The 21732-nt window shown below is 54.2% G+C and carries 20 protein-coding genes and 1 other RNA gene; 5 read left to right on the top strand and 16 right to left on the bottom strand.

Annotation, left to right across the window (positions count from 1 at the left end; translation table 11 throughout):
* Positions 1 to 321 precede the first annotated feature (321 nt).
* The 4 genes from NMC31_RS11955 to ffs form a co-directional block, all read right to left on the bottom strand.
* Positions 322 to 1008 (bottom strand): DNA N-6-adenine-methyltransferase, encoded by a 687-nt coding sequence (locus NMC31_RS11955; protein WP_253898043.1) that lies wholly within the window; start codon positions 1006 to 1008, stop codon positions 322 to 324.
* A gap of 32 nt (positions 1009 to 1040) precedes the next feature.
* Positions 1041 to 1481, bottom strand: a complete 441-nt coding sequence (locus NMC31_RS11950; protein ID WP_253898042.1) for a hypothetical protein — start codon at positions 1479 to 1481, stop codon at positions 1041 to 1043.
* 68 nt (positions 1482 to 1549) lie between these two features.
* A complete protein-coding gene (locus NMC31_RS11945; RefSeq protein ID WP_253898041.1) occupies positions 1550 to 2638 on the bottom strand; it encodes a site-specific integrase in 1089 nt (362 codons plus the stop codon).
* A 108-nt stretch (positions 2639 to 2746) separates the two neighbouring features.
* Positions 2747 to 2843: signal recognition particle sRNA small type (gene ffs, locus NMC31_RS11940), an RNA gene on the bottom strand.
* A 166-nt stretch (positions 2844 to 3009) separates the two neighbouring features.
* Between ffs and NMC31_RS11935 the strand changes: the two genes are divergently transcribed.
* On the top strand, positions 3010 to 3321 hold the full coding sequence (locus tag NMC31_RS11935; protein WP_149462111.1) for an MGMT family protein: 312 nt from the start codon (positions 3010 to 3012) through the stop codon (positions 3319 to 3321).
* 33 nt (positions 3322 to 3354) lie between these two features.
* On the opposite strand, the gene NMC31_RS11930 is transcribed toward NMC31_RS11935, so the two are convergent.
* On the bottom strand, positions 3355 to 3924 hold the full coding sequence (locus NMC31_RS11930; protein WP_253898040.1) for a YbaY family lipoprotein: 570 nt from the start codon (positions 3922 to 3924) through the stop codon (positions 3355 to 3357).
* Between the two features lie 216 nt (positions 3925 to 4140).
* Between NMC31_RS11930 and tesB the strand changes: the two genes are divergently transcribed.
* A complete protein-coding gene (tesB, locus tag NMC31_RS11925; protein WP_253898039.1) occupies positions 4141 to 5001 on the top strand; it encodes an acyl-CoA thioesterase II in 861 nt (286 codons plus the stop codon).
* Between the two features lie 55 nt (positions 5002 to 5056).
* Here tesB and amtB read toward each other — a convergent pair whose 3' ends face one another.
* From amtB to NMC31_RS11900, 5 genes are all read right to left on the bottom strand, one after another.
* Positions 5057 to 6343 (bottom strand): ammonium transporter AmtB, encoded by a 1287-nt coding sequence (gene amtB / locus NMC31_RS11920; RefSeq protein ID WP_149462114.1) that lies wholly within the window; start codon positions 6341 to 6343, stop codon positions 5057 to 5059.
* Between the two features lie 31 nt (positions 6344 to 6374).
* The gene (glnK, locus tag NMC31_RS11915) at positions 6375 to 6713 is read right to left on the bottom strand and encodes a P-II family nitrogen regulator (protein WP_015965555.1); all 339 of its coding nucleotides are present in this window, start codon (positions 6711 to 6713) and stop codon (positions 6375 to 6377) included.
* 232 nt (positions 6714 to 6945) lie between these two features.
* Positions 6946 to 8724 (bottom strand): SmdB family multidrug efflux ABC transporter permease/ATP-binding protein, encoded by a 1779-nt coding sequence (locus NMC31_RS11910; protein WP_253898038.1) that lies wholly within the window; start codon positions 8722 to 8724, stop codon positions 6946 to 6948.
* Positions 8717 to 10480, bottom strand: a complete 1764-nt coding sequence (locus tag NMC31_RS11905) for a SmdA family multidrug ABC transporter permease/ATP-binding protein (RefSeq protein ID WP_253898037.1) — start codon at positions 10478 to 10480, stop codon at positions 8717 to 8719. Before NMC31_RS11905 ends, NMC31_RS11910 begins: the two co-directional genes overlap by 8 nt.
* A gap of 23 nt (positions 10481 to 10503) precedes the next feature.
* A complete protein-coding gene (locus NMC31_RS11900; protein WP_149462117.1) occupies positions 10504 to 10962 on the bottom strand; it encodes an Lrp/AsnC family transcriptional regulator in 459 nt (152 codons plus the stop codon).
* A 115-nt stretch (positions 10963 to 11077) separates the two neighbouring features.
* On the opposite strand from NMC31_RS11900, the gene NMC31_RS11895 reads away from it, so the two are divergent.
* Entirely contained in the window at positions 11078 to 12124 is a 1047-nt protein-coding gene (locus tag NMC31_RS11895) for a PLP-dependent cysteine synthase family protein (protein ID WP_253898036.1), read from the top strand.
* A gap of 49 nt (positions 12125 to 12173) precedes the next feature.
* Here the strand turns inward: NMC31_RS11895 and cof are convergent, their stop codons facing one another.
* On the bottom strand, positions 12174 to 12992 hold the full coding sequence (gene cof, locus NMC31_RS11890; RefSeq protein ID WP_149462119.1) for an HMP-PP phosphatase: 819 nt from the start codon (positions 12990 to 12992) through the stop codon (positions 12174 to 12176).
* Positions 12993 to 13090: 98 nt separating this feature from the next.
* Between cof and NMC31_RS11885 the strand changes: the two genes are divergently transcribed.
* Positions 13091 to 14788 (top strand): SgrR family transcriptional regulator, encoded by a 1698-nt coding sequence (locus tag NMC31_RS11885; RefSeq protein ID WP_253898035.1) that lies wholly within the window; start codon positions 13091 to 13093, stop codon positions 14786 to 14788.
* A 66-nt stretch (positions 14789 to 14854) separates the two neighbouring features.
* Positions 14855 to 15550: a 7-cyano-7-deazaguanine synthase QueC gene (gene queC / locus NMC31_RS11880; protein WP_253898034.1), complete on the top strand. Its 696-nt coding sequence runs from the start codon at positions 14855 to 14857 to the stop codon at positions 15548 to 15550.
* A gap of 31 nt (positions 15551 to 15581) precedes the next feature.
* Here the strand turns inward: queC and NMC31_RS11875 are convergent, their stop codons facing one another.
* The 5 genes from NMC31_RS11875 to lon form a co-directional block, all read right to left on the bottom strand.
* Positions 15582 to 15980: a YbgC/FadM family acyl-CoA thioesterase gene (locus NMC31_RS11875; RefSeq protein WP_015965563.1), complete on the bottom strand. Its 399-nt coding sequence runs from the start codon at positions 15978 to 15980 to the stop codon at positions 15582 to 15584.
* A 104-nt stretch (positions 15981 to 16084) separates the two neighbouring features.
* Complete coding sequence (locus tag NMC31_RS11870; protein WP_149462122.1) at positions 16085 to 16456, bottom strand: helix-hairpin-helix domain-containing protein; 372 nt, start codon at positions 16454 to 16456, stop codon at positions 16085 to 16087.
* A gap of 148 nt (positions 16457 to 16604) precedes the next feature.
* Positions 16605 to 18479, bottom strand: coding sequence for a peptidylprolyl isomerase (gene ppiD / locus NMC31_RS11865; RefSeq protein ID WP_253898033.1), 1875 nt, complete (start codon positions 18477 to 18479; stop codon positions 16605 to 16607).
* Between the two features lie 262 nt (positions 18480 to 18741).
* Positions 18742 to 19014, bottom strand: a complete 273-nt coding sequence (hupB, locus tag NMC31_RS11860; protein WP_015965566.1) for a nucleoid-associated protein HU-beta — start codon at positions 19012 to 19014, stop codon at positions 18742 to 18744.
* 208 nt (positions 19015 to 19222) lie between these two features.
* Positions 19223 to 21577 (bottom strand): endopeptidase La, encoded by a 2355-nt coding sequence (gene lon / locus NMC31_RS11855; protein WP_015965567.1) that lies wholly within the window; start codon positions 21575 to 21577, stop codon positions 19223 to 19225.
* Positions 21578 to 21732: the final 155 nt, after the last annotated feature.

Raw genomic sequence — 21732 nt, 5'->3', positions numbered from 1 at the left:
GAAGCACTTCACCAGAGGTAAACACCTCAGGTGCTGAACATTTAAGGAGAAGGTAATGAAGAGACTGTTTACATTGTTGTGTGTGCTGACGCTCCTACCGCTGGCGGCCCATGCTGGAAGGATTACTATGCAATTGAGTAGTACAGAGAAAACACATGACGGTAAAAATCTCTGTGTTTACTCGAGCAGTATTTATAATTTCACCATCATACAAAGTCGTAAATGTGCCAGTGTGAAAACGTTCAACACGGAAGATTCTGAGTAAAAAAACTAATAAAAAACATACCATTCACGCCATAATGTACCGGGATAATGGCGCATTCAGTTTAATCTCTGGACTATCCGTTGAACCGTCCGTAAAGGGATTTTGAGCCGCTCGGCTATCTCCTTTGGCTTTTGCCTTTTACGTTCGTAGAGGTCAATCACCTGATCCAACACTTCCGCATTGTAGGCCGTTGGTCTGCCGGGAACACTTCCACGGTTAATAACGTGTAGCAGCAAACCAGTATCAGCACAGTTAACGGTCTGCCGGATTTCTCCTTTGCGTGGTGTGTTTCTAAAAATAATCAAACAACACGCCATCGGAGAGCGGTTATTGAGCCGCTTCTGCGTTGTTCCCACCGCTGCATTGAAACGAACATTACGTGAGAGATAACGAATCTCGTGAGTATGAGGGTTCATGAGAACATAACGTAGCCACCACCGCGCCTGTGTTCGTACAGGTATTAGGTAGACAGTCACACCTGCTTTGTGCGCATGTTCCAGAAATGCGGGGATCTGTGAATATGGCGGGTTAACATAGATTGCTAACTCCTGAGACCAGTCCTGTCGCAGAGCGTCCTGCTCTTCCGTCCAGAATCGCTCACATAACGCATTTTCACCGCTAGCGGCTGCATCTACAGTAAAGGTGAATTCTCGGTTCAGATTACGGAATAGACCGAATGGTGACCGCCAGTTATCAGCCCCACCGCGCTGCTTTCCGTGACTGTAGGCTCCTTTGTGCATCATGTATGTTCACATCCTCTTCGAGATCATTACTCTCAAATTCTGTTCAGTGGTGGAGTCTCTCCAAATTTCGCAAGGTAGCTCTGAAAGAATGATTGCTCCAATATCGCGGGAGTATCACTCACCCACATGAACATTTTGAGATGTTCATACGGATAACGCTGCTGATATCGTTCATCACTCCAGTAACGCATTCCGGTCTGATGCTTACTCTGCCGATAATGAGAACTAAATGAACGAGCCAGATCACCAGTACGGTGGCAGAACAGTTTGGCCATGCCTATGTACAAAATTCCGTCCCGATCATCATCTAATACTCGCGGTATGGTGAGTGCTTGCCCTGTATCGTTAAAACTACGTAGGATGTACACACCACCAGAATTCAGGTATGCCGGATTGACGGTAGCAATGAATTCTTTTGTCGGTAAAAGAAGTTCTGATAGTTGCTGTTTGAAACTGTATCCGCTGAGATCCATTTCCTATCCTGTTGTTATCCCGAAATAACCAAAGCATTTAGCCACCAAGCTATAGACAAAAGCAACCATCATAGATATTCCACCAATTCAACCAACCGCGAGACTTCAATGCCCTTCCCGTATCGATTGTATGTAATTGTTGCGTTCGAGTGTCCGAGCACTTGGGAGGCGAACTGCTCAGGGAAGCCATGCTGCTTAAATGTTGTGGCGGCATAATGGCGCAATGAATGATACTCAGGCAAACCATGCTTACCCCTGAACCTCGTAAACCAGCGGCTGAAATAGTGACCATAGCTACCAAGGTGCAAGGTAAGCTCAGGGAACAGATGTCCTTTTCTTTCTTTGATGAAATCAAGTAACCCAAGCGTCAGCAATTGAGAATGAATCGGAACGAACCGCCGTGAACTGTCGGTTTTGAGCGTCTGATTCGGATTCAAGTTATCAACACGGAAACACCAAACCCCGTCAACTTTCATCACGTCATTGTGGTAAAGCTGGCAAATCTCATTCTGCCTCATCCCCGAATAGCGACCAATTAAGATGATCCACCGCTTCCAATCCTTCACGCCATGTAATGCAATGTGCAATCGTTTCAGATCGTTGAGTGTGTACGCAGGACGGCGATCCATTGGTGATGTAGTTTCCTTCACTGCCATTCCTTCAAATGGGTTTCGAATATCTTCATCAGTACGAGTCGCAAGCCATTTGAAAAACGCCGAATTCTTTTTAATGTAACGGTTTCTGGTGGATGCTGAACCTTCAAGACCATCGACAAACGCTGCCGCGCTTCTTTTGCTGAAAGGCTCTTTTGTTGAATTCAGATATGCATTTACGCACCTGTTGATCGTTAGTATTTCCCGTTCACCAACAGATCCCGTTTTAGCTTTGGTGTACTTATCAAGCTCACCCTTCAGGCTCTTGAATGCCTTCTTCTGTTGTGGTTGTTGGAAGGAAGCAGACGGGGTTGCAGTGTGTGCCGGGATGGACTGCGGAACGCAGTGGAAAGGTTGTGAGGTGAGATATTTCTCCACACGGAGCAAGGCTTCACGTTTGGAACGTGTACGAAGAGAAATTCGAATTTCACGGCGTTTCCGAGGTGTCAGGTAGACCCTACGGTAGTACCAGATCCCGTGACGGGAAAGCATAAGATGCGACATTGATTAGCGTCCTAAGTGATACACGAAAGTTGTATCACCGCTGTTTCAATGCACGAAAACAGAGGGTTACATGATGGATATCATGCACTTAGCTCAAATGGGTGGGGGCCCTGCCAGCTACATCCCGGCACACGCGTCATCTGCCCTGGCTGCTTCCTTCCGGACCTGACCTGGTGAACAGAGTAGCGTTGCGGGAGAACCAACAGAGCCCCCATTGAGAGCGTTAGTTACCTAACGCGCTGGCGCATTATCCCTGCTGCCTCATGCAATTGCAAGCCATCTGCGCTTACCTGCTGGATTCTTGCGCAATCGCCCCTTCACAGCACGCAGGATGCTGATTATGCTGAACGCTGGTTTATCAGGAACTGACTATGGACGCATTCGATTCCTTTCCCCAGCGAGTCTGGCAAATTGTCGCCTCGATCCCCGAAGGCTTTGTCACCACCTACGGTGATGTAGCGCGTCTGGCGGGTTCGCCGCGCGCAGCAAGGCAGGTTGGCGGCGTATTAAAGCGACTGCCGGAAGGCTCGACTTTGCCCTGGCATCGGGTGGTGAATCGTCATGGCACAATTTCCCTTACCGGCCCTGATTTACAGCGTCAGCGTCAGGCGCTGCTCGCCGAGGGCGTGCAGGTATCAGGCGGCGGGAAGATTGATTTGCAGAAGTATCGCTGGATCTACTAAAAAAATGCCCTCACGAGGAGGGCATTGAAAGGCTTATGGGATTTGCGTCGGCGCCGGGTCCGAGGACGACGGGTTAACCTGGGTCGGCGACGTTGATGGCACGGTCATAGCCGCTCCACCGCTTTGCTGCATCGGCACAGCTGTCTGCTGTACCGGAACCAGTGTCAGGTCGGCTTTGGTGCCGCCCTGATTGATAATGGGCTGCACGGTGTCAGTAATAAAGATCAGCTTATCATTCAGCGTAATGGCTGCGCTCAACAGAATTCGGGCATTAGGCTGGATGTCCTTCGGGTTGAACGGCAGCACAAAGCTAAAGGGTGCCTGTTTCCCTTCGGTACGCGTCACTTTCTGAGCAATAACTTTGGACGGTGCATCGGCGAGCGAGGCATCAGAAACGGTAACGGTCAGCACCGCATCCGGTGGCAGCGCCACTTTCTGACGGATCCACACGGTCCCCGTGACACTCGGCTGCTGAATCGCCGCTTGCGTCGCGCCCGCAGCGCTCGGATTCGGCGCAGGGGTCTGAATATCTGCACTCTTATCTGCACAGGCAGACAGAGCGACGGCGATGGCTATTCCACTTAACATTGGCACGATTTTCATTGCGTTCTCCTTTTCGCTCATGCATCCGCAGGATTTATTCCTGCCAGAGCGACCATTCATGACAGTCATAACGGGTTAAGTGTGGCACAGATCTCCTTTTTTTTCCTGCAAACTGCCCTTTATTCAGACTTTTGCACCCATCGGACCAGCTGCAAAACTGCGTTATACTGTGCTAATCCCTCGCCGCGGCGATGATAAAAATTATTGAGGAAATCTATGAGTCAGGCGCTATCTAACTTACTGGCATTATTGAATCTGGAAAAAATCGAAGAAGGATTATTCCGCGGACAGAGCGAAGATTTGGGGCTGCGTCAGGTATTTGGTGGTCAGGTTGTGGGTCAGGCTCTTTATGCCGCAAAAGAAACGGTTCCCGTTGAGCGCCTGATTCACTCCTTCCACAGCTACTTCCTGCGCCCTGGCGACAGCCTGAAGCCGATTGTCTATGACGTCGAAGTACTGCGCGATGGTAACAGCTTCAGCGCTCGCCGCGTGTCGGCGATTCAAAACGGTAAACCGATTTTCTATATGACTGCGTCATTCCAGGCACCCGAACCGGGCTACGAGCATCAGAAAACCATGCCCGAAGCGCCCGCGCCGGAGAGCCTGCCGTCAGAAACCGATATCGCCCGTTCGCTGGAGCATCTGCTGCCGCAGGTGCTGAAAGATAAATTCCTCTGCGAACGCCCGCTGGAAATTCGCCCGGTCGAGTTCCACAACCCGTTGAAGGGCCATGTCGCTGAGCCAAAACGTCAGGTGTGGTTACGCGCAAACGGGACGGTGCCGGATGATTTACGTGTACACCAGAATTTGCTGGGCTACGCCTCCGATCTCAACTTCCTGCCGGTCGCACTTCAGCCGCACGGTGTCGGTTTCCTGGAAAAAGGGATGCAGGTCGCAACGATTGACCATTCCATGTGGTTCCACCGTCCGTTTAACCTGAACGACTGGTTGCTCTACAGCGTGGAAAGTACGTCAGCCTCCAGCGCGCGTGGCTTTGTGCGCGGCGAGTTCTATTCGCAGGAGGGTGTACTGGTGGCCTCGACGGTACAGGAAGGGGTGATGCGTAATCGCGGATAAGATTACGTCTGAAAGCAAAAGCCTCCGCAAGCGGAGGCTTTTTTGTTAGAACTGATTAGGCGTTATACGCGTTTTCGCCGTGACTGTTGACGTCCAGCCCTTCGCGCTCCTGCTCTTCCGGAACACGCAGGCCAACGGTCAGGTCTGCTACTTTGTAGCCAACGAAGGCCACAATGCCCGACCAGACAATGGTGATGGCGATGCTTTCCAGCTGTACCAGCACCTGATGACCCATTGTGACGCCTTCCGCGTAACCTACACCGCCAAAGGAGGTAGAGGCGAAGATACCGGTCAGGATACAGCCTACAATGCCACACACGCCGTGAACGCCGAAGACATCGCAAGGATCATCCACACGCAACCAGCGTTTCAGGATAGTGACGCCCCACAGCCCTGCCAGACCCGCCACGATACCGAGGATCAACGCACCGCCGACACCGATAAAGCCACACGCGGGGGTAATACCAACCAGGCCCGCAATCGCCCCGGAACACGCGCCCAGCAGAGACGGTTTACCACGCAGTGCCCACTCACCGAAGACCCAGCCCAGAATCGCTGCCGCGGTTGCCACAACGGTGTTCACGAAAGCCAGACCGGCAATTTCGTTCGCCGCGCTCGCTGAACCGGCGTTGAAGCCAAACCAGCCGAAGTAAAGGATGGCAGTCCCGATAAACACCATCGGCAGGTTATGCGGTTTAAACGCTTCTTTGCCAAAACCGACGCGTTTACCAATCAGGTAGGCCCCAACGAGACCCGCAACCGCCGCGTTAATATGAACCACCGTACCGCCTGCGAAGTCCAGCGCGCCGTGCGAGCCCAACAAACCGCCGCCCCACACCATGTGCGCAATCGGAATATAGGAGAGCGTCAGCCAGATAACCACGAAAATCAGCACCGCTGAAAAACGAATACGTTCTGCCAGCGCGCCGACAATCAGGCCTACGGTGATGCAGGCGAACGAGCCCTGGAAGGCAACATGAATATACTGATAGAACGTGCCCATCGGCGCGGTCAATGCAATACCTTTCAGCATCACCCAGTCAAAATTACCGAAGAAGCTACCGCCGGTACCGAAGGCCAGCGTATAGCCGTAAACCACCCACAGCACGCAGACCAGCGCGAACGTCACCGCCACCTGCGTCAACATAGAAAGCACGTTTTTCCCACGAATCAGGCCGCCATAAAACAGGGCAATTCCCGGAATGGTCATAAACAGCACCAGCGCGGTACAAATCATCATAAAGGCGTTATCGGCTTTATCGATCGTCGCCGGAGCCGCCATCGCCAGGCCCGGTAACAGCGCCAGAGCCGCCAAACCGGTTTTCAATTTTGCTATTTTCATTTTCTCGATCCCTATCACTGTGCGCCAGGAATTACAGTGCCGCTTCGTCGGCTTCGCCGGTACGAATACGAATCACACGTTGCAGCTCGGCGACGAAAATTTTACCGTCGCCAATTTTTCCGGTGTATGCCGCCTTGCTCACCACATCCACGACTTCATCAAGCTGGTCGTCGGCAATCGCGACGTCAATCTTCACTTTAGGCAGGAAGTTCACGCTGTACTCCGCGCCGCGATACAGCTCGGCATGCCCCTTCTGACGACCGAAGCCCTTCACTTCCGTCACGGTCAGTCCCTGAATACCAATTGAAGACAGCGCTTCGCGGACGTCTTCGAGTTTGAATGGTTTGATTACCACGGTAACCAGCTTCATAGATCCCCTCCAGTCAGAATTCGGTAATGGCTGCTGCTACACGAAGTAGATAAAGCAAGGGGCGTGCCAGAAATGAAAACTGAGAGGGAATTGGCGATTAACGGCGTCAGGCTCGTGGCGGTGCACATGCATGAACTGGAAATGAAACAAAAACGCACCATGCGAGTGCATGATGCGTGGTTGAATTGCACGCGCTGGTGCGTCTGTTAGCAAATTGCTTAAAAAAAGTGCATCAGGCGGTCAGCGTTTCATCCTGCGCACTGGCGGCAAGCTCTTCCCCGGCCAATTGAAGCTGGTACATCTGCCAGTAACGGCCTTTGGCTTCCAGCAGTTGCTGGTGCGAGCCCTGCTCCACCGCCTGCCCGCGATGCAGCACCATTATGGTGTCAGCATCAACGATGGTGGAGAGTCGATGCGCAATCACTACCAGGGTGGTGTGTTCACGCACGGCGGCCAGCGCCTGCTGAATAGCCTGTTCGGTGCCGGAGTCGATATTGGCGGTGGCTTCATCCAGAATCAACACCTGCGGGGTATCAACCAGCACGCGCGCCAGAGCCAGTAACTGTTTTTGCCCAACGGAGAGATTATTGCCCTGCTCGCCGAGCGGTGTATAAATACCATCGCTCAGCCCACGCGCCAGTTCCGCCAGTTGCACCGTTTCCAGCGCCTGCCATACCTGCGCTTCGCTGATATCACGGCCCAGCGTGACGTTCGCGAAGAAAGAGTCGGCCAGGACAACCGGGTCCTGCTGCACCATGGCGACGCCCTGGCGTAGGACCTGATGATTTAAACTGCCAAGCGGGCGACCACCCAGGCGGATTTCACCTGCATTCGGCGGGTAATAGCCCATCAGCAAACTGGCAAGCGTGCTTTTCCCGCTGCCCGTATGCCCTACCAGCGCCACAAAACTGCGCGAGGGAATTGAGAGCGAGATATCCTGCAACACCATACGATCATCGCGGTAAGCAAAGGAGACGTTATCAATCTCGATGTCGCCGTTTTCCAGCGGGCGCGCATCGTCGCCGTAGGTCTGACGCGGCCTGTCCATCAGTTCGAATACGCGCTCCCCGGCCACCACCGCCTGTTGCAGCATTGACTGCTGGGTGGTGAGTTCAATCAGCGGTTCATTGAGACGCCCCAGGTAGCTGATAAATGCGTACAGCACGCCCACTTCAATGGTGCCAACCGAAGTAAAACCAAACAGCATCAACAAACCGCACAGGATCAACGTAGAGAAAAGGCTGAGCAGCGGACGCAGCAGGAAGCCATCAAGACGCAGGGTTTGCATACGCGCCAGATAGTGCTGACGGCTATGCTCGCCGATGCGTTCGCCAAAACGCGCCTGCTGACGGAACTGCTGGATAACGCTCATGCCGTTGATCACTTCGTTAAAACCGTCATTAATATCCGCCAGATATGTCCGCACACGGCGCACGATAGGCGTACTGTAGCGTTGGTAAATCACCATGACGGTCAGCACCGCCGGGAAAATGCAAACCGCCACCAGCGCCATGCGCCAGTCGAGGCTGAACATCGCCACCAGCATCGCGCCAATCAGCGCAGCACTGCGCAGCACCGTCGCCACGACGGTGACGTAGAGATCGCGGATCACTTCCGTGTCGTTCGTTACGCGGGAAATCAGTTGCCCGACGGGTTGTGTGTCAAATTCGCTCAGTGGCTGGCGCAGCGCGGCGTCCATCACGTCACTTCGCAACTGTTGTACCACGCCAACCGCCGCGCGATTGAACAGCAGTGATTGGTTATAGTGCAACGTCGCTGCCAGCAGTTGCAGGCCGATATACGCCGCCGCCAGACCCGCAACGGTGCCCACTGGCAGCGTGTGTTTCGCCACCATGTTATCAATGAAGTAACTTATCAGAACCGGCCCGGAGACTTCCGCCGCAGCCGCCACCCATAACATCACCACAGCAATGGAGAGCGGTTTGCGCCACGGTGAGCCGTAGGCCAGCAATCTTTTTAATGTCGGCCACAGTTGACCAAAATTACGCATCGGTCACCTCCGACGGTTCTTCATCCAGCGCCGCCTCCAGTTGCTGATAGCGATACATATCGCGATAACAGCCCGGCAGCATCACCAACTGTTCATGCTGCCCGCGCTGGCAGAGATGCCCGTGCTGCATCACAATGATTTCACTGGCTTCCGTCAACGCCGACAGGCGATGCGCGCTGATAATCACCGTTCGGCCTTCGCCCCACTGGCGCAGGTTGTGTAAAATTTGGTGCTCGGTACGACCATCCACCGCCGAGAGCGCATCGTCGAGGATCAGGATTTCCGCATTGAGCAAGAGCGCGCGCGCAATCGAAATGCGCTGCTTCTGCCCACCAGAGAGCATTACCCCACGCTCGCCCACTTCCGTATCGTAGCCCTGCGGCAAACGCAGAATATCCTCATGGACGCTGGCAAGCCGGGCGACGTGTTCAATTTCTTGCTGGCTTGCCCCCGGGCGGCCTAACGCGATGTTGTTGGCTACCGTATCTGAAAAGAGGAACGGCGTCTGGCTGACCACTGCCAGGCGGCTGCGCCAGGCATCCAGTTTGAGTTTTGGCAGGGCGATACCGTGAAAATCGATTTCGCCTTTTTCCACGTCGAAGTGGCGCTGAATCAGCGACAGAATAGTGGATTTACCGGAGCCCGTTGGGCCGCAAATGCCCAGCATCTGCCCCGGTTGCAGCGTGAAGTGGACTTTCGTCAGCGTCGCTTTTTCCGTTTGTGGATAATGGAACTGGTCAATGGCGACCTTCAGCACGCCGCGCCCATCCGGTACCGATTCGGTGCCGTCATTGACCACCGGCGCTTCCATCAGCATGGCGCGAATACGGCTGTAGGCGGCGCTGCCGCGCTCGACGATATTAAACATCCACGCCAGTGCCAGCATTGGCCAGATCATTAAACCGAGATACATCACGAAGCTGGTCAATTGACCGAGCGTCAATGTCCCCTGCATCACCATCCAGCTTCCGCCGCCAATCGCCAGCAGGTTTGCCATACCGATAGCGATATAAATCGTCGGGTCAAAACGGGCGTCAATACGCGCCACCCGCATATTCTTCGCCCCGGTATCCGCCGCATCGGCGGCGAACAACGCCGACTGGCGATCTTCCAGGCCAAAGGCTTTAATCATGCGAATACTGGTCAGGCTCTCTTGTGTGCGGTCGTTCAGGCTGGAGAATGCCGCCTGCGCCAGCTTGAAGCGGTTGTGCAGCATATCGCCATAGCGCTTAATCGCCAGTGCCATTATTGGCATCGGTAACAGCGCCAGCAGCGTAAGCTGCCAGCTGATTTGCGTGGACATCACAATCAACACCGCGCAGCCCATCACCAGTGAATCCACCAGCGTCAGCACGCCTTCCCCGGCGGCAAAGACGACACGGTCAACATCGTTGGTGGCGCGTGCCATTAAATCACCGGTGCGGTGACGCAGATAAAATTCCGGATGCTGGCGGCTTAACTGGCGATAAAAGTCTTCCCGCAGTTCGACCGCGAGTTGGTAGGACGCACCGAACAACAGCACGCGCCAGACGTAGCGCAGCAGATAGACCACGATGGCAATCGCCACCATAAGGCCGATCCACATCCAGATGGTCGTCGCGGTGTAGTGTTGTTGGGTGACGCCGTCAACGACGTAGCCCACCACCTTCGGCGGGATCAGTTGAAGAATGGCGATAACCACCAGCAGCGCGACGGCGCCAAGATAGCGACGCCACTCCCGGCGGAAATACCAGCTTAATTGAGCAAATAATCGCACGCAGTAAAATTCCAGAGATAGTGTTATTCGATGGGAAGCGCTGTGGTGTATTTAATCTGTTCCATCGCAAAACTTGAGGTGACGTCCGACAGTCCGGGGACGCGATTCACCAGGCTTTTATAAAAATCATCGTAGCGTTTCATGTCGGCGACCTGTACCCGCATCAGGTAGTCGTATTCGCCTGCCATACGCCAGAAGCCGAGTACCTCGGGCATCTGGCTGACTTCATTTACAAAACGACTATACCATTCACTGCTGTGATGTTGCGTTTTTATCAGCACAAACGCGGTGAGGCCGAGGCCCAGTTTCTCCGCATCCAGCAACGCCACGCGCCCAAGCAGAATGCCTTCATCTTCCAGCCGCTTGAGCCGCTTCCAGCAGGGTGTGGTGGTCAGATTAACGGCATCGGCCAGTGCCTGCAAAGAGAGGGTGCAGTCCGTTTGCAGCAGCGAAAGCAGCTTGCGGTCAATTTTATCTAACATCGCTGTCCTCAGGAGAAAATTTTTCTCCTGTAAGTCTATTTTAAAGTGGAGATAGCAACAATTTTTTCCGCATCTTTCGCTAAGCTAGGCACAAAATGACAAATGGAAAATCACCATGAACAGCACCTGGGTCAAAAACGCCATTAGCGAAATTAACGCCGACTATCAACGTAGCGCCGACACGCACCTGATTCGTCTGTCGCTGCCGGCGTTTCCCGGCATTCAGCTCTACTTAAAAGATGAAAGCACCCACCCTACCGGCAGCCTGAAGCATCGTCTGGCGCGGTCGCTGTTCCTGTATGGCCTGTGCAACGGCTGGATCAAAGAAGGTACGCCCATTATTGAAGCATCTTCCGGTTCTACTGCCGTGTCGGAAGCCTATTTCGCTCGCCTGCTGGGGCTGCCTTTTATTGCCGTCATGCCCTCATGCACGGCAAAACGCAAAATCGAACAGATTGAATTTTACGGCGGACGCTGCCATTTCGTGCACAGTGCCTGCGAAATTTATGCCGCTTCCGAAAAGCTGGCGCGCGAACTTAACGGTCACTATATGGACCAGTTTACTTTCGCCGAACGCGCGACCGACTGGCGCGGAAACAACAACATCGCCGACAGCATCTTCCGCCAGATGAGCCATGAACCTAACCCGATCCCTGACTGGATTGTGATGAGCGCGGGCACTGGCGGTACGTCGGCGACCATTGGCCGCTACATTCGCTGTCAGGGGCATAACACGCAATTAATGGTGGTCGATCCGCAAAACTCGGTGTTTATGGACTACTGGCAGAGCCGCGACGGTAGCCTGCGCAGCAGCGTTGGGAGTAAAATTGAAGGGATTGGCCGTCCGCGCGTCGAGCCCTCCTTCATTCCTGATGTTGTCGATGACATGCTTCGGGTACCGGATGCGGCAAGCGTCGCCACCGCGCAATGGCTGGAAAGCCAGTTAGGTCGGAAGGTTGGCGCGTCAACCGGCACCAACATGTGGGGCGCATTGCAACTGGCCGCGCGGATGCGTAAAGAGGGGCGTAGCGGGTCCATCGTGACGCTACTGTGCGACAGCGGCGAGCGATATCTGGAAACCTATTACAACGCAGAATGGGTGAAAGAGAATATCGGCGATCTCGCGCCGTGGCAGACGGAAATTGAGTGCCTGCTGGCATGATAGGTAAAAAAAAGCCGGGCTTATCATCCCGGCTTGCTGGAAGGTCTCATTATTCGGGGGAATAAGGAAGGTTGGGTTTGTCCAGCCAATGTGTTAAATAGTGGGATACCGCCTGATTCTGGCAGTGTCCAATAACCGGTAGGTGCGGCAATGCCGCTTTCAGTTGTCCCATCGCGTTGCCCATCACCAGGCCACGCCCGACCAAGCTCAGCATTTCGCGATCGTTCATAGCATCGCCAAATGCCATACATTCCTGCATCGTCAGGCCAAGATGCGCGCTAAGCACCGTCAGCGCCGCGCCCTTGTTGCAGCCAACAGGCAATACTTCCAGACAATCAACTGCCGAAAAGCAGAGATGCGCACGATCGCCCAATGCCTCCTGTAGCTGAATACTCAAACGCACAAGATCATCGTGATCGCCGCAGAAACAGATCTTGGTCACCTCGTGGGCCGGGATCTGACGCAGATCGCGCAGCTGATAGTGAAAGCCGCTGTACATATGCGCCTGCAACATTTCCGGAATTGCTTTGCCGGTGAACCAGCCGTTATCGTTGAAAACGTGCATGCTGGCGTGGGTCTCCCAGCGGGCATGCAACACTTCATCGGCCACGTCCGGGGCGAGGTCGCTACGATGCATGACATCGCCGTGCAGAGAGTGAACGCGGGTTCCGTTGCCGGTAATCAGGAAAGCGTCGAGCGCCAGTTGATCGATCAGTGGGCGCATTTCAAGCACGTGCCGACCCGTGGCGAAGGTCAGCGTAATGTCGCGTTCGCGCAGGCGCTTGAGCGTGGCGATCGTCTCGTTACCCAGCCGATGATCGGGCATCAGCAGAGTGCCATCCATATCAAATGCCGCCAGTTTTGCCATTTTATGTCCGCCTGTGATCCCGCTCTCTTGCGTACCAGTATTGCCTGAGATATACGGAAGTAATACTGAATTGTTCATCTTTATTGTTCCGGGTTTTTATGCGACTGCTTAACCGATTAAACCAGTTTCAGCGCCTGTGGCTGCCCTCTTCCGGCGCACCGCAGCAGGTCACCATTGCCGATCTCGCGGCGCGCTGTTTTTGCAGTGAGCGACACGTCCGCACCCTGCTGCGTCAGGCGAGCGAGGCAGGCTGGCTTCAGTGGCAGGCGCAGTCCGGGCGGGGAAAGCGCGGTACGCTGACCTTCCACACGACGCCGGACGCACTGCGTAATGAAATGATGGAGCTGGCATTGAGCAGCGGTCAGCAACACAATGCGCTGGAACTGGCGCAACTGGCGCCGGTGGAACTGCGCGCGCTGCTGCACCCTTTTTTGGGCGGTCAGTGGCAGAACAATACGCCGACGCTGCGTATCCCTTACTATCGTCCGCTGGAGCCATTGCATCCTGGGTTTCTAGTGGGTCGCGCCGAACAGCATTTAGCCGGGCAAATCCATTCCGGACTGACTCGCTTTGGCCGCGATAGCGCCCGCCCTGAAGGCGATCTTGCGCATCACTGGGAGGTATCGGCAGATGGACTGCACTGGCAGTTCTATATTCGCTCCACCCTGCACTGGCACAATGGCGACCCCATCGAAACGGCCCAGCTCAAGCAACGGCTGGAAATGCTGCTGACGCTCCCTGGTTTGAGCAGACTGTTTGCCAGCGTGGAACAGATTGCGCAGCCCCACGCCCAGTGCCTGAGCTTTACGCTTACTCGCCCGGATTACTGGCTGCCGCATCGGCTGGCAAGCTATTGCAGCGTGCTGGCACATCCGGACGATCCCACGCTCGGCAGCGGCCCGTTTCAGCTTAAGATCTTTGAGCCTGAGCTGGTTCGTCTGGAAAGCCATCACCGCTATCATCTGGGGCATCCGCTGTTACAGGCGATCGAGTTCTGGATCACCCCACAGCTTTTCGAACAGGATCTCGGCACCAGTTGCCGTCATCCGGTGCAAATCGCGGTCGGCGAAGCGGAAGAGCTCAGCCAGTTGCGGCTGGTGAGCAACAGCATCAGTCTCGGCTTCTGCTACCTGACGTTTCGTCAGAGTTCACGGCTGTCGAAGGCACAGGCGCAGCGGGTGATTTCGCTGATCCATCACAGCAGCCTGCTGCAATCATTGCCGGTGGATGAAAACCTGATTACCCCCAGCCAGGCGCTGCTTCCCGGCTGGGCAATTCCGCCTGCGCCGGAAGACGACACGCCCCTGCCGCCGCATCTGACGTTGCATTATCATCTGCCTGTAGAATTGCACACCATGGCCGGGGAGCTTAAACGGGCGCTGGCACAGCAGGGCTGTGAACTGACGCTCTGCTTCCACGATGCGAAAAGCTGGGACGATTATCCGGATCTGGATCAGGCCGATCTGCTGATGGGCGATCGGTTGATTGGCGAAATGCCGGAATACACGCTTGAACAGTGGCTGCGCTGCGATCCGTTATGGCCCGCCATACTGAGCGAGTCACGTTACTCAGCGCTGATTACCGCGCTGGATGCCGCGCAGGCGCAGGAGAATGAGACACAGCGTATCGCGGCGCTGAAAACCATCTTCACCCTGTTAATGGAAGAAGGCATGCTGACGCCTTTGTTTAACTATCAATATCAAATCAGCGCGCCGCCGGGCGTAAACGGTATTCACCTGAACGCGCGCGGCTGGTTTGATTTCACCCAGGCCTGGCTACCACCATCAACGCGGTGAAGAAGCTGGTCGGCACGCTGCCTGCGCGTTACCATAGCGTCTTTATCGTCATCAACAGGAAATGCTATGAAACGCGCGGTTGTCGTCTTTAGCGGCGGACAAGATTCCACTACCTGCCTGGTGCAGGCGCTCCATCAATATGATGAGGTTCACTGCGTCACTTTTGATTATGGTCAGCGCCATCGCGCAGAGATCGACGTCGCCCGTGAGCTGGCATTAAAACTGGGCGCGCGTGCTCATAAAGTGCTCGACGTCACCCTGCTTAATGAACTGGCGGTCAGCAGCCTGACGCGCGACAGTATTCCGGTGCCGGACTATGAACCGGAGGCTGACGGTATTCCGAATACCTTTGTGCCGGGGCGTAATATTCTGTTCCTGACTCTGACGGCGATTTACGCCTATCAGGTAAAGGCCGAAGCGATCATCACGGGCGTTTGTGAAACCGATTTTTCCGGCTACCCGGACTGCCGCGACGAATTTGTGAAGGCGCTGCATCACGCGGTTAGCCTTGGCATGGCGAAAGATATTCGTTTCGAAACGCCGCTGATGTGGCTCGATAAAGCCGAAACCTGGGCGCTGGCGGACTACTGGGGCAAGCTCGACCTGGTGCGCAGTGAAACCCTGACCTGCTATAACGGTATTAAAGGCGATGGCTGCGGGCATTGCGCATCCTGTCATCTACGGGCTAACGGGCTGAACCATTATCTGGCGGATAAAGTCGGCGTGGCGGCAGCGATGAAGCAGAAAACCGGGCTGAAATAACTGCGGTGGATCCGCCGGGGGCGCTGCGCACTTACGCGACCATCTGCTCCAGGTGTTCGCGTAATTCCCCTTCCAGAGGCAACGCCTTCTGCGTTTTCAGGTCAATGCAGACAAACGTAATCAATGCATCCGCCACTACCTGCCCTTCCGGGTCCAGCGTGACCACCTGGCTTAATACACCGCTTTTCCCGTTTAGCTGCTCCACTTTACTGGTTACCGTAAGTACATCGCTCAGCACCGCCGGGCGACGGTAATTAATATTGATGTTCACCACCACAAAAGCGATATGGTGCGCGGTCATCCACTGGAAACTGGCGCTGTTTTCCAGCCCATCCCAGCGGGCTTCTTCCAGAAACTCCAGATATCGGGCGTTGTTAACGTGCTGATACACGTCCAGGTGATACCCGCGAACTTTAATTTTTGTCTGCATAGCGCCATAGCCTTACATGTTATTAGAAGAGTCAGAGGTCACACCACTGGTATGACCTCTTTAGTCTGGCAAAATTTGACGCCAGCGCAAGCTGCGGGTAGCAATTAAAGCGTGAGGTGGTTCAAATTACGTTCCACCAGCGCGTTGCCCATTCCCGGTACCTGCTTCAGATCGTCCACCGTTTTGAACGGGCCGTACTCCTCGCGATAGCTGACAATCGCCTGCGCTTTCTTCAGGCCCACCCCGTTCATTGCCTGCGCCAGTTCTTCCGCCGAGGCCGAGTTGATGCTGACTTTACTGCCACCCTCATCATCGGTTTTCGCCGCAGGCACCGCTTTCGTCTGCTCGGAACTCGCCTTCGCGCTTTGCGTCGCCGTCGGTTTTGCCCCGGCAGTGGAAGCTGCCTGCGCGCTTAAACTCATCCCCATGCAAGACATGACTGCGGCAATCGCCAGCATTTTGATTCCACGTTTCATACTGATTTCTCCTTGTTGATTGATAGCGAAGCCACCATAGCGGGGTGCGAAAAACAATTCAAAAGGCAGATTTCAAATGTGGAAAAGGCCGCGAAAGCGGCCTTTGAGGTGTGCACTGCATTACAAATTAATGCGAGGAGGGTTCCGATTATTGTTGCTGGTCGACAATGTCGCCCATCTTAATCTTCGCCGCTTTACGCAGGTTGCTCATCAACGCTTCGAACGCGATTTGCGCGTTGTTCTGGGTGATACCCTGAACCATCGCTTTCTTCTGCGCTTCCGGCATTTCGCCCGCTTTCACTTCGTCCAGCGCCAGCAGAACCACGTTGCCCTGCATGTCGTTGCCCATACCGAAGCTTGGTTTACCAGGCTGCGGTAACGGCAGTTCGAAGGTAGCCTGGCTCAGCGGATCCTGACCGGTACGGCTCAGGGTTTTGGTTTCGCCAAAGCGCAGACCAGCAACTTTCATCGCCTCGTCACCTTTACCATCTTTCAGCGCAGCCAGCAGTTTTTCAGCATCGAGTTTCGCCTGCTGCTCTGCTTTGTTGTGCTTAACGATATCGGTCACCTGCGCTTTCACTTCGTCCAGCGGTTTCACGCTTTCGGCTTTGTGCTCAGCCACACGCAGAACAAAAGCACGATCGCCATCGACGGTGATGATGTCGGAGTTGTTACCCGGCGCGCCGTTTTCGCCCACCAGACCACCGTTGAAGATAGCGTCCGTAACCGGTTTGAAGTTCAGTTCAGCCGGAACGTTATCGTGACCAAACCAGCCGGTCACTGCCGCTTTCACACCAGCAACCTGCTCAGCACCCGCCAGAGAGTCGTTGTCGCTGCTGGCGGCATCGCTGACTTTCTGCTGAAGGGCATAGTAGGCATCCAGCGCTTTTTCCTGTTTCACTTTGTCAGCGATTTGCGCGTGAACATCGGCCAGCGGTTTCACCTGCTCCGGCTGTACATCGTCAAGACGTGCAATCAGGAAGCCCACGGAAGACTTGATTACGCCAGACAGCTGGCCTTTCTCTTTCAGGCCCGCATCTTTCAGTTCTGGCACGGTGGCGGAATCTTCCAGCCAGCCCATGTCACCGCCGTTACGTTTAGAGATAACGTCGGTAGATTTCTCTTTGGCAATGGTCGCAAAGTCACCGCCGTTGTTCAGCTCATCAAGGATGGCTTTGGCATCGGCTTCGGTTTTGGTCTGGATGATGCTGTAACGTTTACGCTCAGGCTGAGTAAACTCATCCTTGTGCTGGTCGTAGTAGGCCTGTACGTCTTCTTCAGACGCGGAAGACGGCATGCTCGCCGCATCAAGCTTAATGTAGGTCACGCGGAACTGTTCCGGCGCAACAAATTGACCTTTATTCTGTTCGTAGTAGCTGGCAACTTCCTGATCGCTTACCTGCTGCTTCGCGGCCAGCGCGTTGACATCGATGGTGGCTTCACGCACCAGACGCTGCTGGGAAACCAGCGCGGCCAACTGATCGGTTTCACCCGGCAGCATAAAATCGGTACCCGCAACGGCGCTAATCAGCTGGTTAGTGGTCAGCTGGTTACGCAGCGCCTGCGCGTATTGATCGGCGGTCATCCCCATTTGATTCACCAGCGCGTTGTAGCGGGTGTTATCGAATTTACCTTCGTTCTGGAAGGCCGGGGTCGCGAAGATGGCTTTGCGCACCTGTTCGTCGCTAATGCCGAGACCCAGCTCTTTAGCGTATTGATCGAGCAGCGCTTCGTCCACCAGGCGGCTCAGCACCTGCTGACGCATCGTTTTGATGTAATTTTCGTTCGCCGCCAGTTCGGAGAATTGATCGCCCATCTGCTGCTGCATACGATTACGTTCGCTGGCAACAGCGTTTTCAAACTGACCGCGGCTGATTTCCTGGCCATTCACCTTCGCGGCATAGTTGTTGCCGCCGCCAATCAGATAGCCACTTACGCCGGTCAAAATGAACGACACAATAATGATACCGAAAATTACCTTGAGCACGACGCTATTGGCTGCCGTGCGTAAATTGTCCATCATGGTGTAACAACACTCCGCTGTAGGTGACTTTTATACCCGTCCTGCCGCAGGTTGCTGACAACCCGGCAAATTCAGAGCAAATACCTCGTGCAGCATAGCACGTCTCGACCGCTGCGCGTGAGGCCGTATTTTGACAAGAAAACGGGGCCGTTGTCAGCCCGAAACGCGTAGAAACTCGCAGAAAGTGACATTTTGGACATAAAAAAAGGCACATCGTTCGATGCGCCCTTGTACTGTGTCACATTCCCAAACGGGAGAGCGATCAGTTTACCGCGTCTTTCAGTGCTTTACCTGCACGGAACGCCGGTACTTTCGCTGCAGCGATGGTGATCTCTTTACCCGTTTGCGGATTGCGGCCAGTACGGGCAGCACGCTCTTTAACGGCAAAAGTACCAAAACCTACCAGCGCAACATCATCCCCGGATTGCAGAGATTCAGTAACAGAAGCAATTAAAGCGTCTAACGCACGTCCAGCCGCAGCTTTGGAGATATCCGCGCCAGCAGCAATTTTGTCAATCAGTTGAGATTTATTCACTGTTCTCTTCCTCTCTTTATTATTTATATCGCACCTGAATCCTTCACGGTGCAACGCGCAGCAGTTATATCAGGACTGTCATGCCCTTACAACAATAGTTGTCGATAACAGTCCTGTCAGGGTCTTAAATTAGCGAGACAAAAAAAGGCTGGCAAGTGTGTTTTCACCTGCCAGCCCTGTTTTTATTGACGCTCTTTGCGCGAGGTCACTATTTTGCGGTTACAACCTGCATCCCAGTGGGCTCATTTTGCAGCGCAAGGGCCAGAACTTCCTCGATACGTTTCACAGGGTGAATATCAAGATCGGCCAGAACGTTGTCCGGAATCTCTTCCAGATCGCGCTTATTCTCATCCGGAATCAGAACAGTCTTAATGCCGCCACGGTGTGCCGCCAGCAGTTTTTCCTTCAGACCGCCAATCGGTAGCACCAGACCACGCAGGGTAATTTCCCCTGTCATTGCCACATCGGCGCGAACCGGGTTACCAGTCAGGCAAGAAACCAGCGCGGTGCACATGGCGATACCGGCGCTTGGGCCATCTTTCGGCGTTGCCCCTTCCGGCACGTGAACGTGGATATCGCGTTTTTCGTAGAAATCCGGGTTGATACCCAGTTTTTCTGCACGCGCGCGTACCACGGTCAGCGCAGCCTGAATGGACTCCTGCATGACTTCGCCCAGCGAACCGGTATAGGTCAGTTTGCCTTTACCCGGCACACAGGCGGTTTCGATGGTCAGCAGATCGCCGCCTACTTCCGTCCATGCCAGGCCAGTCACCTGACCAACGCGGTTTTCGTCATCCGCCCGGCCGTAGTCGAAGCGTTGAACGCCGAGGTAATCGTGCAGATTGTCGCCGTTAATGTCGATGTGCTTCAGGGATTTATCCAGCAGTAGCTGTTTAACCGCCTTACGGCACAGTTTCGAAATTTCACGCTCAAGGCTACGCACGCCCGCTTCACGGGTGTAGTAACGAATGATGCCGACAATCGCGCTGTCATCCACCGTCAGTTCGCCTTTTTTCAGGGCGTTACGTTCGATTTGCTTCGGCAGCAGGTGCTGTTTGGCAATGTTCAGTTTCTCGTCTTCGGTATAACCGGACAGACGAATCACTTCCATACGGTCCAGCAGCGGTGCCGGAATATTCATGGAGTTCGAGGTCGCAACGAACATGACGTCGCTGAGATCGTAATCCACTTCCAGATAGTGATCGCTGAACGCCACGTTCTGCTCTGGATCCAGCACTTCTAACAGGGCTGAAGCCGGATCGCCACGCATATCGGACGACATTTTGTCGATTTCATCGAGCAGGAACAGCGGGTTTTTAACGCCCACTTTCGCCATTTTCTGGATCAATTTACCCGGCATAGAGCCGATGTAGGTACGACGGTGACCGCGAATTTCCGCTTCATCACGCACGCCGCCCAGCGCCATACGAATGTACTTACGTCCAGTCGCTTTAGCGATAGATTGACCCAGAGAGGTTTTACCCACCCCCGGCGGCCCAACCAGGCACAGAATCGGGCCTTTAATTTTGTTCACACGGCTCTGAACCGCGAGATACTCAAGGATACGGTCTTTCACACGCTCAAGGCCGTAATGGTCGGTATCGAGGATTTCCTGCGCCTGACGAAGGTCTTTTTTGACCTTGCTGCGGGCATTCCACGGCACCTGAACCATCCAGTCGATATACCCGCGAACCACGGTCGCTTCGGCTGACATCGGCGACATCATTTTCAGCTTCTGCAGTTCGGCTTCGGTTTTCTCTTTCGCCTCTTTCGGCATTTTCGCCGCGTCAATCTTACGCTTCAGCGCTTCGTTTTCGTCCGGTGCGTCGTCCATCTCGCCGAGCTCTTTCTGAATCGCTTTCATTTGCTCGTTCAGATAGTACTCACGCTGAGATTTTTCCATCTGCTTTTTAACGCGGTTGCGAATGCGTTTCTCAACCTGCAGCAGATCGATTTCCGACTCCATCATCGCCATCAGATATTCAAGGCGTTCATTGATGTCAGACATTTCGAGCACAGACTGTTTATCCGCCAGTTTCAGCGGCATGTGCGCAGCGATGGTGTCAGCCAGACGTGCAGGGTCGTCGATGCTGTTCAGCGACGTCAGCACTTCTGGTGGGATTTTTTTGTTTAGCTTGATGTAGCCTTCAAACTGGCTAATCGCGGTACGAACCAGCACTTCCTGCTCGCGTTCTTCGATATCCGGTGATTCCAGATATTCCGCTTTTGCCGAAAAGTGTTCCCCGTTATCCGACAACGTGGTGATACGCGCACGCTGCAAGCCTTCAACCAGCACTTTGACAGTGCCATCCGGCAGCTTCAGCATTTGCAAAATAGAGGCCACGGTCCCGACGGTGAAAAGATCGTTTACACCCGGCTCATCCGTCGATGCTTCTTTCTGCGCAACCAACATGATTTTTTTATCATGATCCATGGCGGCTTCAAGGCAACGGATAGATTTTTCCCGCCCTACAAACAAGGGTATGACCATGTGCGGATAAACCACCACATCGCGCAACGGCAATACGGGGATTTCAATGCGTTCAGAACGCTCAGGATTCATAGAGCTCTCTCTTAGTTTAATGTCCGCCAGGTAATCAGATGACACAAGTGTGCGTCATGCCATCATTAACATGTATGTCAGTATATGGGGATGTATTCCACACATTCAACGCCATGATTACGGAAAAATAAAAGGGGAGATAAAATCCCCCCTTT

The sequence above is a fragment of the Pseudocitrobacter vendiensis genome, assembly GCF_943590815.1.
Lineage (GTDB): Bacteria > Pseudomonadota > Gammaproteobacteria > Enterobacterales > Enterobacteriaceae > Pseudocitrobacter > Pseudocitrobacter vendiensis.
The sequence above is the reverse complement of the archived record's forward strand: the minus strand, read 5'-3'. Positions and strand labels throughout refer to the sequence as shown.

Coding starts and splice junctions, on each gene's coding strand:
- NMC31_RS11955 (WP_253898043.1), bottom strand. CDS start 1,008: ATGATGCACAAAGGAGCCTACAGTCACGGAAAGCAGCGCGGTGGGGCT.
- NMC31_RS11950 (WP_253898042.1), bottom strand. CDS start 1,481: ATGGATCTCAGCGGATACAGTTTCAAACAGCAACTATCAGAACTTCTT.
- NMC31_RS11945 (WP_253898041.1), bottom strand. CDS start 2,638: ATGTCGCATCTTATGCTTTCCCGTCACGGGATCTGGTACTACCGTAGG.
- NMC31_RS11935 (WP_149462111.1), top strand. CDS start 3,010: ATGGACGCATTCGATTCCTTTCCCCAGCGAGTCTGGCAAATTGTCGCC.
- NMC31_RS11930 (WP_253898040.1), bottom strand. CDS start 3,924: ATGAAAATCGTGCCAATGTTAAGTGGAATAGCCATCGCCGTCGCTCTG.
- tesB (WP_253898039.1), top strand. CDS start 4,141: ATGAGTCAGGCGCTATCTAACTTACTGGCATTATTGAATCTGGAAAAA.
- amtB (WP_149462114.1), bottom strand. CDS start 6,343: ATGAAAATAGCAAAATTGAAAACCGGTTTGGCGGCTCTGGCGCTGTTA.
- glnK (WP_015965555.1), bottom strand. CDS start 6,713: ATGAAGCTGGTTACCGTGGTAATCAAACCATTCAAACTCGAAGACGTC.
- NMC31_RS11910 (WP_253898038.1), bottom strand. CDS start 8,724: ATGCGTAATTTTGGTCAACTGTGGCCGACATTAAAAAGATTGCTGGCC.
- NMC31_RS11900 (WP_149462117.1), bottom strand. CDS start 10,962: ATGTTAGATAAAATTGACCGCAAGCTGCTTTCGCTGCTGCAAACGGAC.
- NMC31_RS11895 (WP_253898036.1), top strand. CDS start 11,078: ATGAACAGCACCTGGGTCAAAAACGCCATTAGCGAAATTAACGCCGAC.
- cof (WP_149462119.1), bottom strand. CDS start 12,992: ATGGCAAAACTGGCGGCATTTGATATGGATGGCACTCTGCTGATGCCC.
- NMC31_RS11885 (WP_253898035.1), top strand. CDS start 13,091: ATGCGACTGCTTAACCGATTAAACCAGTTTCAGCGCCTGTGGCTGCCC.
- queC (WP_253898034.1), top strand. CDS start 14,855: ATGAAACGCGCGGTTGTCGTCTTTAGCGGCGGACAAGATTCCACTACC.
- NMC31_RS11875 (WP_015965563.1), bottom strand. CDS start 15,980: ATGCAGACAAAAATTAAAGTTCGCGGGTATCACCTGGACGTGTATCAG.
- NMC31_RS11870 (WP_149462122.1), bottom strand. CDS start 16,456: ATGAAACGTGGAATCAAAATGCTGGCGATTGCCGCAGTCATGTCTTGC.
- ppiD (WP_253898033.1), bottom strand. CDS start 18,479: ATGATGGACAATTTACGCACGGCAGCCAATAGCGTCGTGCTCAAGGTA.
- lon (WP_015965567.1), bottom strand. CDS start 21,577: ATGAATCCTGAGCGTTCTGAACGCATTGAAATCCCCGTATTGCCGTTG.